This window comes from Pantoea sp. XAF26B01_ASV70 (genome assembly GCF_054512635.1).
The window spans coordinates 407,234-422,869 of record NZ_JBTNCJ010000002.1 but is presented as its reverse complement, the minus strand read 5'-3'; the positions used below and the strand labels follow the sequence as shown (position 1 = coordinate 422,869).

The window sequence follows — 15,636 nt, the reverse complement described above, 5'->3', positions numbered from 1 at the left end:
GACTTTAAAGGACGCATGAGTTACACAATATAGATAACCTGACAACATATAACTAAATCATGCCAGTTAATAAAAAACCGGTGACCTCACCGGATGAGTTTAATGCCGATGCTTTCAGTCAGGCTGCTATCGCGCTACATGTATCATCGTCAGGCGAGTATGCAGGTCAGAGTCCGCACGCTCACCGTAAGGGACAACTTATTCTCTCTTTGCGCGGTGCAGTGAGCTGTAAGGTTCAGGATGCGCTGTGGCTTGTTCCACCGGGACATGCTGTCTGGGTTCCGGGAAAAATCCCCCACAGTTGTCGGGTCACGAAGAATGCAGACACCTGCTTTTTATTTATTGAGCCCGGCGCGGCAGCGATGCCGGAAACCTGCTGTACCCTTGCTATTACTCCTCTGGTCCGCGAGCTGGTTCTTTTTCTGGCAGAGCAGGAACATGCTTATTCGCCTGACAGTAAAACCGCGAGGCTGGCAGCGGTGCTGCTGGAACATATACCGGATGTGCCGGTTAAAGCGCTCCACCTGCCTGTATCCGACCATCCTAAAATCCGGAATATGGCTGAGGCACTTTTTAATGATCCTGATGACCGGAGAACGCTAAAGCAGTGGGCTGCGCATCTGGCTACCAGCGAACGATCTCTGGCCAGGCTGATAAAAGATGCGACAGGAATGAGCTTTGGTCGCTGGCGTCAGCAACTGCATTTAATGGTTGCGCTGAGCCATCTGGCAGAAGGCCAATCCGTGCAGCACGTAGCCGGAACGCTGGGATATGATTCGGTCAGCGCGTTTATTACAATGTTCAGGAAAGCGCTGGGTAAATCGCCGACACAATATTTTTCGTCCCTAAACTAATGCAACCCAACACAAACCGGATTTTTACAAAGAACGCCAGCGTCCGCTTTTCGCTCATAGCGGACCCTGGCCTGCCGTCAGTCCGCTTTGTGCCAGAAGCGGACATCAATGCATCCTTAAGAGATGACAAAACCTGATTAGCGATTATTTATTTCCTGAGCCTTTAAGAAAGCGGGGCGACTCGTTGCTCTTGATATGTAGCTATCAAGCTCTTCGGTGATTTCCAATCCGCACAGTTTTGCCCATAACAACGTATGAGAAAGAAAAATATCGGCCAGTGTAAAGTTGTTACTCGCAATCCATGTTTGAGTTGGGTTAAACCTAATCTGAGAGATAACTTTATCTGCTTCCTTACTGAGGTAATTCATTAAATCTGGGGAACGTTGATTTTCGGGAGTGAAGACAACATGTTTGAGCAGACTCCAGACGGGGGCTTCCAGATCGGATAGCGTGAAGCTTAATCACGAATTAACGGAGGATTTTTCTTCAGCAGTTGCGGGATAAATAGAGATGTTTTTATGTTGTTCACACAGGTAAATACAGATCGCTAAGGTTTCACTGATTGACACTTCACCATCGGTCAAAAAAGGAACTTTTCCCAATGGATGGGGTGATTTAACCTCAGAAGCAGGGTTCAAAAGATCGACTCTGATAGACTCGTAATTCACTCCCATTTCTTCAAGAGCCCAGAGTACTCTTAATGATCGGCTTTTGGGGTAAGTATAGATCTTCATTTCAATATCCCTTTGTTGTGAAAACAATTTTATAAGGCAAGTGGGTAGCTCATGTCAAAATTTCTGCTCCTCGCTCATACCGAATCTTGGCCTGCATTTAGTCCGCTTTGTGCCAGAAGCGGACATCGGATAATAATTTATGTTAATATTTAGAAGAAGAACATTCAGCCATAATAACCTCCTGAATTACAGTCATTAATTTTCATTTATGCAGCCTTAAAATCAAATCTATTTTTGCACTTTTAATTTTACAGTCATGGGAAGATTCCTGGCAGGTTTGCCCTTTTCAAAACGCCATTTTGAAACGGCTGTTATTACAGCATCATCGAACAAGTGGTCTGGTGTAGACTCGATAATTCTCATCTGACTTACCCTGCCTTCTGCATCAACGTCAAAGTTAAACTTAACCATACCTTCTATCCGGTTCTTAGCCGCATAGTATGGGTAAACGGGTCGATCTTGTCGAAGGGGCTTGGGTTGTTCAACTTTAACAGGTGAATAAGTAGTACATGCATTGAGTACAAGAACAGCCAGAATCATCATAAACCCATACATAACAATATCCTTTTGTTGATAAACATTATCATTATACTTAAACATCAACGGAAGGACATTTGCTGAAATCATCGAATATCGCGTTATAATCCAAAAAAACAGTGGATATAACCCCAATAAATCCTGCTCCCGTCTTGCTGCAAACTAGTCATCCGCTCCTCGCTCATAGCGGACATATCCTTCATAACACATGACCTACAATGAACACTTCAAAGAAACCGCTGCAGGCAGCCACCTTATTCAATACGCGGGAAGAGTCGTTAACGATTGAAGGGTAATAAACCTATTAATGTGGGCGAAGGCAAGTAAGCCAGGACGGCATAGAACAGAATAAGATTCGTATCGGAAACCCTGACAGCTAAGCATTACGCTCTAATGCAGCAGATTTACCTATTAACCAGCCGACCAGAAAGCGCTGTTACCTGTCTGGTCGGCTGGAGAGGGCGGTTCAGACTACCGGACTTTCGTTTTTCAGTGGTTCTGCCAGTACATTTAATATGTTACTGGCCGCGACGGTACCCATCTTCACGTAGGAGTTATCGCTGACGCCGCCGATGTGTGGCGACAGAATCACATTTCCAACACTCTGCCAGATATGCGGCGCAGTCAGGGGTTCTGTGGCAAAACTGTCCAGTGCGGCCCAGGCGACAGTGCCATTATCCAGCGCGGCTAACAGCGCTTCTTCATCAATGAGACCACCGCGCGCCGTGTTCACCAGGATGGCGCCTTTTTTAAACAGAGCCAGTTTCTCAGCGTTAATCATCTGGCGCGTCTGTTCGGTTAACGGGCAGTGCAGCGAAATGACATCTGCCTGTTGCAGCAGGTCGTCAAGTGAGGAGGATTCACACTCATCGGGAAAGGTTCTGGCAAAAGGATCATAAGCGAGCACCTTCATGCCAAAAGCACGGCCAATGCGGGCAACACGACCGCCTATGGCACCAAGCCCTACCAGACCCAGCGTTCTGCCCTCCAGCTCCACCGACTTATGGGTCGATTTGTCCCAGTGTCCCTGGCGCATGCGCTGATCAAGCGGTATCACCGATTTTGCACAGGCTAAAATTAACGCCCAGGTATGCTCGGCCACGGCCGCTGCGTTGGCCCCCGGGGCTGACTGAACACTGATATGACGTTCAGCCGCCGCCTTTTGGTCGATAACGTCAATGCCGCTGCCGTGTTTGGAAATAACCCGCAGGTCAGGCGCGGCATCCATAATGCGGGCGTTGATTTTTCCGTATCGGACGATAATCGCCACAGGATTATGCTGCTGGCAGAGCTGGAACAGGCTATCTTCGCTGGGCTGTTTGCCGGCATAAACAATGCTGAAGTCACTAAGCAGGTTTACTGCCTGCGGTGCCAGGTCATTACCCGTCACCAGGATTACGGGAGAAGAGGTTGTCATCAGAGCGTCTCCCCATCGTCCAGCATGCCAGCGGTTTGCAGGGCTTTTTCTAACCACGGCGCGCGAAGGTCGCCATCACGAATGGCTGCAATACGGCTGGTCTCGAAATCGAGTTTTTTTTGTGCCAGTTCGAGCAACGCAGGAACGTCTTCACGCGGCAGAACCACCACGCCATCAATATCCCCGATGACGAGATCGCCTGGCTGAATGGCTGCGCCCGCCACAGAAACAGGGTAGTTGACCCGTCCCGCAATGGACTTGGTCGGGCCGCAGGGATTCAGGCCCGCAGAGAAAACCGGAAAGCCGTTCGCGCTCAGTGCATCGGCGTCACGCACCGCACCATCAATAATAATTCCGGCGATGCCGGAGGCTTCTGCCTGGGTGGACATTATCTCACCGATTAATGCACAGCTGATATCGCCTTTGCCATCGACCACAATGACATCGCCCGGCTGGGCAATCGCCAGCGCGGCGTGGATCGCCAGGTTGTCGCCCGGTCTCACCTCGACAGTGATAGCCGGTCCGGCGACTTTCATTGTGGGGGACACAGGTTTTACGCGACCGTGCAGCGTTCCGCGTCGTCCGGCAACATCAGCAAGAATCGCCGCCTGAAACTGAGCAGCCTGTTTTACGCGCTCTGGTGCGATACGGATAATGTCGCGATTGATGAAGGTATTCTCTGCATGGGGCATAGATTAATCCTCTTTGTTTTACCAGGCACAACTAAGTTGTACAATATAAAACTACTATATCGATGTTAATTGAGTTCGCACCAGTGTTAAGCATTCATTTGTGATGTAAATACGATGTGAATCACAAATTGCGCGGTAAACTGCCTGCCGTCGCAAACAGGAGGACGTACCGATGGGGAATGAAGGCGTAATTGCCGTAGAAAAAGCGCTGGCGCTGCTGGATTGTTTCAGGCCTGGTGAGGAATCACTGACGCTGACCGCGCTGGCGCAGCTCTCGGGGTACCATAAAACGACAGTTTATCGTCTGATGAACTCACTTGAGCGCATGAACTATGTCATTCGTCGCGACAATGGCGTTTATACCCTGGGGCCAAGACTGCTTTATCTGGGCAAGCTCTATGAACAGTCCTTTCATCTGGCCAGTATCGTTCAGCCTGAACTTCACGCACTGGCGACTGCGACAGGCGAAAGCGCCACATGGTATGTGATTGAAAACGGTCAACGACTCTGTCTTTTCAGAGCGGAGCCCTCTGAAGGACTGCGTGAAACACGTCTGCCCGGCACTTATCTGCCGCTGGATAATTCGGCCATCGGGCAGGTGCTTCGTTACTGGGGGCTGAATGAACCTCTGTTTGACTCTGTACCTGAACTCCCGCTGTTCACGTCAGGTATCCGCGATCCGCATATCGCGGCATTCTCCGTACCGGTGTTTGGTGAAGGTAACAAACTGCTCGCGGCGCTGGCATTAACCGGTCCGGCTTCACGCCTGACGCAGTCGATGCGCGACAGTGAGATGGGAAAACTGATGAAAGAGGCAGCGTGCAGGCTTTCGGTAAAATCAGGCGCACATAAAGTGATGTGTGATAACGTTTATAAAATTTAGTCGTGTTGCCTGGCTGTGACCGGGATTTATTAGCTGCTGCATCCATGCTGCGTTTAACGCTCTGCGGGTGGGAACCGATTGATTTCCGCTAAATGACTAACAGCACGCTGGCGTGCCTGATTATGGGATCATGAAAGCCTCCGCGCCTTAAGTTGAGGCGAAAGATCACTCCACCTCTGACATCTCTTGCTAAGCGCTCTTTGTGCGAGGCTTTTTACACCCGGATTTTACATCAGGTGTTAAAAGACTCGCAGCCTCATGAAAATTTCCCCGCTTTAATACCTCAACATGAATTTCCTTCATGTTCGTTGAAATTTAATCACTTTTTTTCAACCGGGTGTTGAGGCATAAAGTAAGAATTGTTAATAACTTTGAGTCATATGAATAGTTGTAAAGGGATAGCCACGCTGGATAACCCTTAAAAGCAACAATGCATATCAGCGACCAGGATACCCGATAGCGATGAACAACTTAGCCTTTACCCTCAAGCGCATTCGTTTCGACGAAAACTATAATCCTTCGAAAAATACGCGGGCGACGACTAACTTCGCTAATTTAGCGCGCGGCGAAAAACGTCAGGAAAACCTGCACAACGCCCTGGTGATGATCGACAATCGTTTCAACTCTCTGGCGCACTGGGACAATCCAAAGGGCGACCGCTACTCAGTTGAACTTGAGATTATTTCTGCTGAGCTGAATCTTCGTCCCGGAAGCAGCGACGAATCGTTCCCAGCGATTGAGATTTTAAAAACGCATATCGTGGATCATAAAACCGGTGAGCGCACCGAGGGGATTGTCGGCAATAACTTCTCTTCCTATGTGCGTGATTATGATTTCAGCGTTGTTCTGTCAGAACATAACAAAGGTCAGACTGAATTCAGCCTGCCGGATGATTTTGGTCAGCTGCATGGCAACATTTTCAAAAGTTTCGTGAACTCAGCGGTCTATAAAGAGAACTTCAGTAAATCGCCGGTTATCTGCCTGAGTGTATCGAGCAAAAACACCTACGTGCGCACCGGTAATCAGCATCCGGTATTGGGCATTGAATATCAGCAGGATGAACCTTCCCTGACTGACTTCTATTTCGGAAAAATGGGTCTGAAAGTGCGTTTCTTCATGCCACAGGGCAGTGTTGCGCCGCTGGCTTTCTATTTCCACGGTGACCTGCTTAGCGATTACACCAATCTTGAGCTGATCAGCACCATCAGCACCATGGAAACCTTCCAGAAGATCTATCGCCCTGAAATTTACAACGCGAATTCTGCTGCGGGACAGTGCTATCAACCCACGCTGCAGCATCAGGATTATTCGTTAACCCGGATTGTTTACGATCGCGAAGAACGCAGCCGCCTGGCCGTCGAACAGGGTAAGTTTACTGAGACGCATTTTATTAAGCCGAATCAGACACTTCTCGCGCAATGGTCTGCTGAATTCGTTCTTTGATTAATTAAATATAGAAGGTCACCTGCTATGAAAACCTTATTACCGACATCTACTGCTGGCAGCTTGCCTAAACCCTCCTGGATTGCGCAGCCAGAGGTGCTCTGGTCACCCTGGAAACTGCAGGATGAAGAGTTAGTCGACGGCAAAAGAGATGCGTTGCGTCTGTGTCTGGACGATCAGGTTCGGGCCGGTATTGATATCGTCAGTGATGGCGAGCAGACCCGTCAGCACTTCGTGACCACGTTTATTGAACACCTCAGCGGTGTGGATTTTGAAAAGCGTGAAGTGGTGCGAATCCGTAATCGCTATGATGCGAGCGTTCCGACCGTGGTGGGTGAAGTCTCACGTCAGAAACCCGTATTTGTTGAAGATGCGAAAATCCTGCGTAAGCTGACCGATCGTCCTATTAAGTGGGCGTTGCCGGGTCCGATGACGATGATCGATACCCTTTATGACAATCACTATAAAAGTCGCGAAAAGCTGGCCTGGGAATTCGCAAAGATTCTGAATCAGGAAGCCAAAGAATTAGAAGCCGCTGGCGTGGATATTATTCAGTTTGATGAGCCTGCGTTTAACGTCTTTTTCGACGAAGTGAACGACTGGGGCATCGCCGCGTTGGAGCGCGCTATCGAAGGTCTGAAGTGTGAAACCGCGGTTCATATCTGCTACGGCTACGGCATTAAAGCGAATACAGACTGGAAGAAAACTCTGGGTACAGAGTGGCGTCAGTACGAAGAGGTCTTCCCGAAATTACAGCGTTCAGCTATCGATATTGTCTCACTGGAGTGTCAGAACTCGCGGGTTCCAATGGATCTGATCGAGCTGATTCGCGGTAAAAAAGTCATGGTCGGTGCCATCGACGTGGCAACCCATACCATTGAGACACCTGAAGAAGTGGCGAATACGCTGCGCAAAGCGCTGCAGTTTGTGGATGCTGAAAATCTCTATCCTTCAACCAACTGCGGCATGATTCCACTGCCGCGTCAGGTTGCCAATGGCAAGCTGCATGCGTTAAGTGCGGGCGCTGAGATTGTCCGCAGAGAGATTCTGGGGAGATAGTCCTCACTTCTGCACACTTCAACAGGCTCAGTCCGGACCGCATCATGCGGCCAGTATTCGGGAATTTTCCGGACTGATCTCATCCGAATTTGTACTTTCTAAAGCGGTGGTCAAAAGAGTTTTCTGCAAAACGGATTACTATTATCACCATCCGCTCCCATCTCTGATCACGAGCATCTTTATATTTATCTGTCATTTCTTAAATACATATCCCTAAAGCGTTTATGTATCGACACCCTGTTTTCGGTAAATCTTTTCAGAAAATGAAGGCTGCTCATGGAAGACTGGCGCTGTGGCTGTTTCCCCTCTCAGGTCCATTGATTGACGAGCTGCCAGAAAAGAGCCGCAGGCTAGGTGACGTCACCAAATCGAATTTTCAAAATGACCCGCTTTTCCTGATGCGATGCAGGATAGCAGGATATTATTTCAGCAAAGGTTTATCCTCTCATTAAGACTTAAGCAGATATATTAACTACATAGTAATAAACGAATAGCCATCGCCTGACGACTTTTACTGCTGCACATGATGTTCCCGGTGCCGGAAATCCGTAAACTTGATTTTATATAGCAGTCATACGGTCATACTATGAACGTTAACTAATACCATCAGTATGGCGCGCTACCGATAATCGGGATAAGCCGACATTCATTTACTTTCTGCAAGGCGTTTACCGTGCTGTCTGCGTCTGATTCCGAGTTTAGATGGGAAAATTAAAATTTTCCGTTGCAGAAAAAGATGCTGCTCAATAAAAAAATTTTATTTATTGAAAGTCGATCAAAATCCCCAACTAATAATAAATCAGCTGAACACGCTTCAAGCAGATTATCATAAAAAGTATAGGCTAACCAGAGTTAGCTACTTATTGGTATTTTAACAATCCACTACTTAGTAAGTAATAATGAGATAATTAGAAAAATATAACTATATTAATGAGAACATATATAGGTTACAGAACCTCTATCTTTAACAATGACATCACCATCTGGCGATGCATAAAAAGAGAGGTAGTAAGTTGAGTCTTTACTGAGCATTTTTTTAAACGTAATATCTTCTGGCACCGTATCGTTATTTTTCTTAACGGTCTGACCGTAGGTGATAGATTTCACTTTAGCTCCCTGAATTCTATTAGGCATGTCGGAATTAAGGATGTATTCTTTATCGCCGTTTATAACGGTTCCACGATATGTTGATAAACCACTTCCATCGCTATAGTTGAAGCCAATGAAGGAGGCGTAAATTCTATATCCATCCGGATATGCCAGGGTTAGCTCAGACGAGCACGTGTAAATGAGCCTGGTGCTTTTAAAATATGCATAATTAATGCTCGCCGAGAAAATAACCGATGCACAAACTGACCAAACGAAAAATTTATTTGATTTCAACATTTCTTAGCCCGCCAGATGTTTAATAGTCTCACAGGAGTTTTTTTTCTCATTACGAGAGCAGATGCCAAGTGTATATTCTGCGAGTAGCCCAGAGCGAAGAAAGTTACCCTGAAAATAAATGATTTTATTACCGTTTTTGCAATTAATTTTATTTACATCAATAACATGCAAGGCCTTATCTCTGAGTTGTGCGATGTCATATCCAGCACTCCTGTTAATAATGTAAATCCGGCAGGCTTGAAAATCGAAAGAATCATAAAGGCTTAGTTTTTGTATGCTGAATTCCTGTACATGCTGAAGGTAAAGGCTCCCCATTCCTATAAGGAGTATGAAAGGCAGGATTAACCAGCGATAATTATGAAAAGTTCTATCAGCTCTGTTTTCCTCCACAACAACATGCATCCCCGGACTTCCATCTGAAATTTTCTCACTCTGTAAATCAGGCACAGTGTCTTCAGAGGAATTTAAAGTTGACTCGGAGCCTGAAAGTGTCGGGCCAGGTGATCTATTATTTTGGCCGCGATTTAACTCAAATATATCAACATCTGCGACAAGTTTAATGCCTATTTTTGGCACGGTAATAATTATATTCTTGCTGTGGCCAAGAGTAGTAATTGCTTTTCTCAGTTCGCTGACTGCCATGTAAACATTGTTATAAGAAGAGGTATAGCCATAATCCTCCCATACTTTTTGAAGAAGCTCATCACGCGTGGAAATTTCGTTAACATTACGTATCAGCTCATCAAGTAATCGGGAAGCTGCATTCGATATAAGTATGCTATTCCCATCATGTAAAACCAGGCATAACTCATTGGTTGCGGGTATAAACTTAATACTTTTATTCAAAATAAAATACATAAATACTCCTTGTGAATTCACTCAACTCGCTGAAATCACTGATACATATCTTCTGGGACAAGTCAGTCATCCGGGAATGTGCCTCTACAGATGCATTAATACTATCTTTTTCTTATGCTAAAAACACCCCCGGATACTCTAATAATCTTTTAAATATCATTTATGCAGAATTTTTGTCTTTATTATTGCCTTTTGGTGAAATAAATACCCAATCAAGCTTAAAAAAGTGAGAATTATCTCACTCAAAGTGCCGAGAAAATGATGCTGAAGATTGTAGTGGAGTAGGGTTAACCAGGACCAAATTTTAAACCCATCCTCTATTCGACTGTTTTCACTATCTGAAATGTATAAGCACGACATAGCTATTTAATAAAGGGGAGGTCTCTTCTTCCAATAGAGATTCGGTACAAATTATTAAGCCTGTTAAAAGATAAGGAGCACTCAAAATGGAGTTTATGAATGAATTGATTTTATGGCCAGACTCAAACTTTTACCTTAAAACAGGTCTTTGTGCCCTTGAATCATTATGTATAAATAAAAGCGTCAGGAAAGAGTACTTGTTTGTTGATTTTTCATGTCTCAATATCAGGTGCTTTATTAATGATAAATGGATTATCCTGTTAAAGAAAGCTAAAAGAAAAATAATACTCATCTGTGACAGCGTACTGGAGCCTTTAGCAGAATACTGGAGAATCCGTGAGAGAAAGATTAGCGCTGTGATTTACAGTGATTTTTCTCTGGAAAAAACAATCGGAGTTTTTAATGCGGCTCATTATATTTCACATATCCCTTCAGATAAGAAAATTAACAGATTGGATAGAGTTGAAATAAAATATATTAATCTCTCATTGAAGGGGTTAGATCCGATGTGTATTTCTAAAGCACTGTACTTACCAATTAAAAAGGTTTATCAGCTCAAGCCGATGATAAGCCGAAAGTTGGGTAGAGATATAACGAAAGTATTATTCAATCAATGCCCGCCCGTAATTAAGTAGCCCAATAAGTCGCTAATAACTTCATCAGGTGATTACAGCCATGCAAAATTCATTGAAAAGAAAAAAAGCAATATTTTTTATTGTCGCCTCTATGTCTCCCCCTGTTGGGGCAGATGTTATATTCGACGGGGATGTTAATCAAAAAAGTAGTAGTGAATCATTTTCATCCTATGAGGGGGACATAATCGTTGGTGATAAAGATACTTCGGGAGACCACATGTTTCCCTCAGGCACTTTGAAAATCGATAATGCATCCGATGTTTACGGTAGTCAGAGCCTTTATATTGGTAAGGGGGAAGCGTCCAGTGGCAGATTTACTATCAAAGGGGCATGGATAAATGTACAGAACAGTTTCAGAGTTGCTAACGGTAAGGGATCATATGGTGAAATGAACATTCTGGATGGAGCCGGGATTATGGCTTCTGGATCGGGCTCAAGCATTGGCGGCGGGGCTGGCTCTACAGGTATCGTACATGTTGCAGGACTTAACTCAGTATGGAGAATACCTTCGGGAACATTAGTTGTAGGCGAGAATGGAACAGGCAGACTTTATATCAGCCCTGGCAGTGAAGTGACGACACTAACGCTTCGAGTCGCTAATAGAAGTGGTTCTAAAGGCATTATCAATGTCGACGGCGGTGCACTTAAAGTCTGGGGATCTGATTCAATAGGTTATGCCTATGTCGGAGTTAATGGCATAGCTGAGCTGAATGTATTCAATGGGGGAACAGTAACTAATAAATATACGAAAATTGGAGGGGAAGGTGGTGTCGGTATTATTAATGTTTCAGATGCCGGTTCTAGTTTCTTAAGCCACAGGTTTATGACAGTTGGTGCCGAAGATAATGGTACCGGCCTGGTTGCTGTTGAGAATGGCGGAAAGATATTTATTGCATCATACCCTCCTTCGCCTGAAGGAGGATCTCTTATTATTGGAGGTGCTGCTGGTGCAACAGGAAAAGTACATATCACAGGTTTAAATTCGGGGATATATGCTGTAGGTGAGAAGACGATTATAGGCAAAGCTGGCAGAGGAAACCTTATCCTTCAAAAGGAAGGAGAATTAGAAAGTGCTGGTATAGTGATTGCTCAGCAGAGTGGTTCAACGGGCGTGTTTGATATTGGTGCTCCTGCAAGGCTATCCGCTGTTTCTGCGGGCAAGCTAAATCCTGATGCTACGATCAGCTTTGGAGAGGGTGAAGGCAGGCTAAATTTTAACCATACTGAAAGTGAATACCTGTTTGCAAATCTCATTCAGGGTAAAGGTACTGTTGAAAATAATAATGGTACGACTGTACTCACAGCACCAAATACGTGGGAGGGTGCTACTAAAATTTCAGGTGGTGTTCTGAAGGCGGGCACAGAAAATACCTTCAGCCCTAATGCTACTTACGATGTGGGATCCTCTGGCACATTAAATCTCAATGGCTATAACCAAACTATTGGCAGCCTGACAAATGCCGGTAAAGTAATCGTGTCGGCTAATCAGCCTGGAACAACTTTGAAAGTAAATGGCAATTATATTGGCAATAACGGCTTACTCGTTTTCGGTACAGCGCTGGGAGGTGATGATTCAATTTCCGATCGGCTCCTTATATCAGGAGATACCTCCGGCACTTCCCGCGTTGCTGTAACTAATCTCGGTGGAAACGGAGCGCAAACCCTCAATGGAATCGAACTGATCACTGTAGGCGGCAAGTCATCAGGGGAATTTGTCCAGCAAGGCCGAATCGTTGCTGGAGCATTTGAATATCATCTGACCCGAGGGAAGAACGACGAAACATCAAACTGGTATTTATCTAACTATAAAGATGATGTCGGTAGTAGCGGGTCTGGTGGAGACAACGAAGGAAACGGTATAGATTCAGGTAGCAATGAAGCTGGTAGCGGGTCTGGCGGAGGCAACGAAGGAAACGGTATAGATTCAGATAACAATGAAGATGGCGTCGGTAGTGCAGGCAGCGGCAGTAACGAAGGTCAAAATGGCGACTCAGATAGCGGAAGCCACGAAGGGAATATCGACGGCGGAGTCACTGATAGTGGTGAAGAAAATGCCGGGATTGATGCTAATAAAATCCAGCTTCTTCGCCCGGAGGGGGGCGTTTATTCAGCCAGTTTGATCGCCGCTGACACTATGTTCCGCTCAAACCTGAGCGACAGGCTTGGGGAAACGGAATATACAGATAACATTACAGGCGAAGATAAAAGCACCAGTCTATGGATTAAAAACAGGGGTAGTCATTCCCGTTATACCGATAAATCAGGACAGCTGAAAACCCGATCCAATAGTTACACGCTATTAATGGGGGGAGATATGGCAAGATTTAATTCAGATAATGGCTCCTCGTTACGCATCGGTGCGCTGGCAGGATATGGCTACAGCCATATACGTTCCGGTTCCATATTGTCAGGTTATAGCGCGCGAGGCATCATTAAGGGTTACACGCTTGGTCTTTACTCTACCTGGTTCGGCGATGGTTCAAGCGAACATGGTCCTTACCTTGATGCTTTGCTGCAATACAGCTGGTTTAATAACACAATTAATGGTGAAGGACTCAGTGCTGAGAAATATGATTCAAAAGGCCTGAACACCACCTTCGAGACGGGTTATGTAATTGCTATGGGTAACTTAGGTCGTCATGAAGAATTGAACTGGTACGTTCAGCCGCTGATCAGTGCTAGATGGTCTGGTATTCGTAGCGATACAAACCACGAATCTAACGGCACAGAAATACGAGGTGATGGAAATGACAATATCACTACCCGGCTGGCATTGAAGTCTTTCCTTAAAGGTCATAGTACTCTGGATGAAGGAAAACAGCGCAATTTTAAGCCATTTGTTGAAACATCATGGATACATAATACAGAATTACGTGGCATCACCATGGATGGCGTTACTGTTAGTCAGGCTGGCACCCGAAATATTGGGGAGCTAAAACTTGGCGTTGAGGGACGAATTGCTCCGGAACTTAACCTGACCGGCTATGTATCACAGCAAATGGGAGGTAAGGGGTATTCTGAGTCGCAGGCTATGTTAGGCCTGAAATATAGTTTTTAAATCAGAAAACCATATTACAGTAATCAGATTGTTGATTCATAGGAACTATACAATCTGATTACTGGTTTCCTGTTCGTATTGGTTATTTTCCTGCACTATCTTTAACACTCCGTATATCGGCTAAGATGCTTCTGCAATTTATAGCACAATAATATCTCAGGGTTAAATAAACTCCTGAGTGTTAAATCAAGGAGAATCTACAGCAGGCATAACAAAACCAACCTTTCCCGGAACCGTTCTAAGGCACTTCCTTATCTTCCCTTTAACTAAATGCAATACAGAGACAATGCGAAAACCTGTGTTACGCCTTCTCAGCATATAAAGTACTCTTCAGTTCGGAATCAACCTGTCATATCAGAGTAATATTCTTTATTTATCTTTATTAATAATATAAATCACTAAAAACAGTGATTTGCGTTAGGATGATTGCACCTTCTGAGAGACATAGATTCATCTGCAAAACCTCTGAATGGAGCAGTTAATGAAACATTTAATAAAACCAAATCTGTGTTGCATACGCTGTTCGCGCAAATGCCTTATTACACCGTACACAGATGTACTCATAGGTAGATGTGAAATTCAGAAGTTCACTGTATGGCCGGGTAATAATAATTATTTAATTGAGGGGTTGAAATCTTCATTCCCACAGAAAAAAGAAAGCACTCTACTGCGAAATATCGTTTTTGTGGATTTCTCTATCTATAACCTGCGGTATTTCACTAACAGTTATTGGCTGGAGAACCTGAAGAAAACCGGGTTGGTAATCATCCTTGTTTGTGATGATAAAATGATATCAATTGCTAATTTCTGGTCCGAGAACGATATGTCTGTAAATAAAATGCTTCACCGGGGGAGTAACATCGATAATATCAATGAGGTCATTTGCAGTAATCGTATCCACACGGAGGGAGGTGAAAATAAAAGAATTGTTTCGCTAAATGAAAATGAAATGAAATTTCTCGATCTGACATTTCAAGGTTGTGCGCTTTCAGCCATGCCCACGGTAATGTCCCTTGGCAAAAAGAAAGTTTACAACATAAAACAATCTATCCACCGCAAAATGGGCGCTGATCTTCATCAGCTCATTTGCATCTAATAGACTTTTAAAGGTAATAAAGAAATGAAAATTAAATTAAATAAAGCATGCCTTTCCCTGTTTATTTGTGGAGCGCTGTCCGCCGGATCAGCTTATTCTGCTTCAGATAACACAATCAATTTCCAGGGAGAAGTATCTGATGAAACCTGCTCCGTTACAGTTAACGGCAATGCAGCATCGCCTGTAGTTTTAATGCCGACAGTGAGTAAATCTGATCTTACAACAAGTGGCGCTACTGCGGGACTGACAGCATTTACAGTAGGACTTAGCGGTTGCACGGGTGATAGCACCGCATCTACCAAGATTTCTACAGTCTTCATTGGTAATAATGTAAGTTCCTCTGGCAATCTGATTAATAGTGGTACAGCGCAAAATGTTGAAGTTCAGCTGCTGGACACTAAGGATGCCGTCATCGATCTTACAAGTGGTTTTAATGGTAGCGGCGATTTGACTCTTGAACCTGGTGCTACTGAAACTTCAGCAGATTATAGTGCACAATATTATTCTACAGGTGGTACTACCGCAGGTACTGTTGCGGCTTCGCTCCAATATGCAGTGACTTACCAGTAATTAATTATGATGCGCATTATATAATGCGCATCGTTTTTGCACTGAGAAAAAAGA

13 protein-coding genes and 1 pseudogene are annotated in these 15,636 nt (G+C 44.8%); 8 read left to right on the top strand and 6 right to left on the bottom strand.

Translation table 11 applies throughout. The features are described from left to right. Window positions 1-59: 59 nt before the first annotated feature. Entirely contained in the window at window positions 60-854 is a 795-nt protein-coding gene (locus ACX8ZY_RS21495; RefSeq protein ID WP_010259082.1) for an AraC family transcriptional regulator, read from the top strand. A 137-nt stretch (window positions 855-991) separates the two neighbouring features. Here ACX8ZY_RS21495 and ACX8ZY_RS21490 read toward each other — a convergent pair. From ACX8ZY_RS21490 to ACX8ZY_RS21475, 4 genes and pseudogenes are all read right to left on the bottom strand, one after another. After that, window positions 992-1,588 (bottom strand): annotated as a pseudogene (locus ACX8ZY_RS21490) (glutathione S-transferase family protein). Window positions 1,589-1,816: 228 nt separating this feature from the next. Continuing rightward, window positions 1,817-2,215: a TonB family protein gene (locus ACX8ZY_RS21485; protein WP_231113934.1), complete on the bottom strand. Its 399-nt coding sequence runs from the start codon at window positions 2,213-2,215 to the stop codon at window positions 1,817-1,819. A 376-nt stretch (window positions 2,216-2,591) separates the two neighbouring features. Then, complete coding sequence (locus tag ACX8ZY_RS21480) at window positions 2,592-3,542, bottom strand: hydroxyacid dehydrogenase (protein WP_010247525.1); 951 nt, start codon at window positions 3,540-3,542, stop codon at window positions 2,592-2,594. Next, window positions 3,542-4,234, bottom strand: a complete 693-nt coding sequence (locus ACX8ZY_RS21475) for an RraA family protein (RefSeq protein ID WP_010247523.1) — start codon at window positions 4,232-4,234, stop codon at window positions 3,542-3,544. Before ACX8ZY_RS21475 ends, ACX8ZY_RS21480 begins: the two co-directional genes overlap by 1 nt. Window positions 4,235-4,406: 172 nt before the next feature. Between ACX8ZY_RS21475 and ACX8ZY_RS21470 the strand changes: the two genes are divergently transcribed. The 3 genes from ACX8ZY_RS21470 to ACX8ZY_RS21460 all read left to right on the top strand — a co-directional run bounded on the left by ACX8ZY_RS21470 (window position 4,407) and on the right by ACX8ZY_RS21460 (window position 7,619). Further along, complete coding sequence (locus tag ACX8ZY_RS21470) at window positions 4,407-5,117, top strand: IclR family transcriptional regulator (RefSeq protein WP_010247520.1); 711 nt, start codon at window positions 4,407-4,409, stop codon at window positions 5,115-5,117. Window positions 5,118-5,579: 462 nt separating this feature from the next. Beyond that, the gene (locus ACX8ZY_RS21465) at window positions 5,580-6,560 is read left to right on the top strand and encodes a DUF1852 domain-containing protein (RefSeq protein WP_033786847.1); all 981 of its coding nucleotides are present in this window, start codon (window positions 5,580-5,582) and stop codon (window positions 6,558-6,560) included. Window positions 6,561-6,587: 27 nt separating this feature from the next. Continuing rightward, window positions 6,588-7,619, top strand: coding sequence for a methionine synthase (locus tag ACX8ZY_RS21460; protein ID WP_062759120.1), 1,032 nt, complete (start codon window positions 6,588-6,590; stop codon window positions 7,617-7,619). Window positions 7,620-8,546: 927 nt separating this feature from the next. Here ACX8ZY_RS21460 and ACX8ZY_RS21455 read toward each other — a convergent pair. Together ACX8ZY_RS21455 and ACX8ZY_RS21450 are read right to left on the bottom strand one after the other, a co-directional pair. Then, on the bottom strand, window positions 8,547-9,005 hold the full coding sequence (locus tag ACX8ZY_RS21455) for a hypothetical protein (protein ID WP_459261226.1): 459 nt from the start codon (window positions 9,003-9,005) through the stop codon (window positions 8,547-8,549). 3 nt (window positions 9,006-9,008) lie between these two features. Continuing rightward, window positions 9,009-9,863 carry a transcriptional regulator gene (locus tag ACX8ZY_RS21450; RefSeq protein WP_158149951.1) on the bottom strand — a complete coding sequence of 285 codons (855 nt, stop codon included), beginning with the start codon at window positions 9,861-9,863 and terminating at the stop codon, window positions 9,009-9,011. Between the two features lie 446 nt (window positions 9,864-10,309). Here ACX8ZY_RS21450 and ACX8ZY_RS21445 point away from each other — a divergent pair, with 446 nt between their 5' ends. The 4 genes from ACX8ZY_RS21445 to ACX8ZY_RS21430 all read left to right on the top strand — a co-directional run bounded on the left by ACX8ZY_RS21445 (window position 10,310) and on the right by ACX8ZY_RS21430 (window position 15,582). Further along, a complete protein-coding gene (locus tag ACX8ZY_RS21445) occupies window positions 10,310-10,858 on the top strand; it encodes a hypothetical protein (protein ID WP_158132245.1) in 549 nt (182 codons plus the stop codon). A 40-nt stretch (window positions 10,859-10,898) separates the two neighbouring features. Next, the gene (locus ACX8ZY_RS21440) at window positions 10,899-13,916 is read left to right on the top strand and encodes an autotransporter outer membrane beta-barrel domain-containing protein (protein ID WP_459261223.1); all 3,018 of its coding nucleotides are present in this window, start codon (window positions 10,899-10,901) and stop codon (window positions 13,914-13,916) included. A 481-nt stretch (window positions 13,917-14,397) separates the two neighbouring features. Then, window positions 14,398-15,012: a hypothetical protein gene (locus tag ACX8ZY_RS21435; protein ID WP_421665416.1), complete on the top strand. Its 615-nt coding sequence runs from the start codon at window positions 14,398-14,400 to the stop codon at window positions 15,010-15,012. A 24-nt stretch (window positions 15,013-15,036) separates the two neighbouring features. Further along, complete coding sequence (locus ACX8ZY_RS21430; protein WP_073970676.1) at window positions 15,037-15,582, top strand: fimbrial protein; 546 nt, start codon at window positions 15,037-15,039, stop codon at window positions 15,580-15,582. The last annotated feature ends 54 nt before the right edge of the window (window positions 15,583-15,636 follow it).

Bases quoted from the DNA above. Each gene is read 5' to 3' on its own strand.
- ACX8ZY_RS21495 (WP_010259082.1), top strand. From the start codon at position 60: ATGCCAGTTAATAAAAAACCGGTGACCTCACCGGATGAGTTTAATGCC.
- ACX8ZY_RS21485 (WP_231113934.1), bottom strand. From the start codon at position 2,215: ATGATTTCAGCAAATGTCCTTCCGTTGATGTTTAAGTATAATGATAAT.
- ACX8ZY_RS21480 (WP_010247525.1), bottom strand. From the start codon at position 3,542: ATGACAACCTCTTCTCCCGTAATCCTGGTGACGGGTAATGACCTGGCA.
- ACX8ZY_RS21475 (WP_010247523.1), bottom strand. From the start codon at position 4,234: ATGCCCCATGCAGAGAATACCTTCATCAATCGCGACATTATCCGTATC.
- ACX8ZY_RS21470 (WP_010247520.1), top strand. From the start codon at position 4,407: ATGGGGAATGAAGGCGTAATTGCCGTAGAAAAAGCGCTGGCGCTGCTG.
- ACX8ZY_RS21465 (WP_033786847.1), top strand. From the start codon at position 5,580: ATGAACAACTTAGCCTTTACCCTCAAGCGCATTCGTTTCGACGAAAAC.
- ACX8ZY_RS21460 (WP_062759120.1), top strand. From the start codon at position 6,588: ATGAAAACCTTATTACCGACATCTACTGCTGGCAGCTTGCCTAAACCC.
- ACX8ZY_RS21455 (WP_459261226.1), bottom strand. From the start codon at position 9,005: ATGTTGAAATCAAATAAATTTTTCGTTTGGTCAGTTTGTGCATCGGTT.
- ACX8ZY_RS21450 (WP_158149951.1), bottom strand. From the start codon at position 9,863: ATGTATTTTATTTTGAATAAAAGTATTAAGTTTATACCCGCAACCAAT.
- ACX8ZY_RS21445 (WP_158132245.1), top strand. From the start codon at position 10,310: ATGGAGTTTATGAATGAATTGATTTTATGGCCAGACTCAAACTTTTAC.
- ACX8ZY_RS21440 (WP_459261223.1), top strand. From the start codon at position 10,899: ATGCAAAATTCATTGAAAAGAAAAAAAGCAATATTTTTTATTGTCGCC.
- ACX8ZY_RS21435 (WP_421665416.1), top strand. From the start codon at position 14,398: ATGAAACATTTAATAAAACCAAATCTGTGTTGCATACGCTGTTCGCGC.
- ACX8ZY_RS21430 (WP_073970676.1), top strand. From the start codon at position 15,037: ATGAAAATTAAATTAAATAAAGCATGCCTTTCCCTGTTTATTTGTGGA.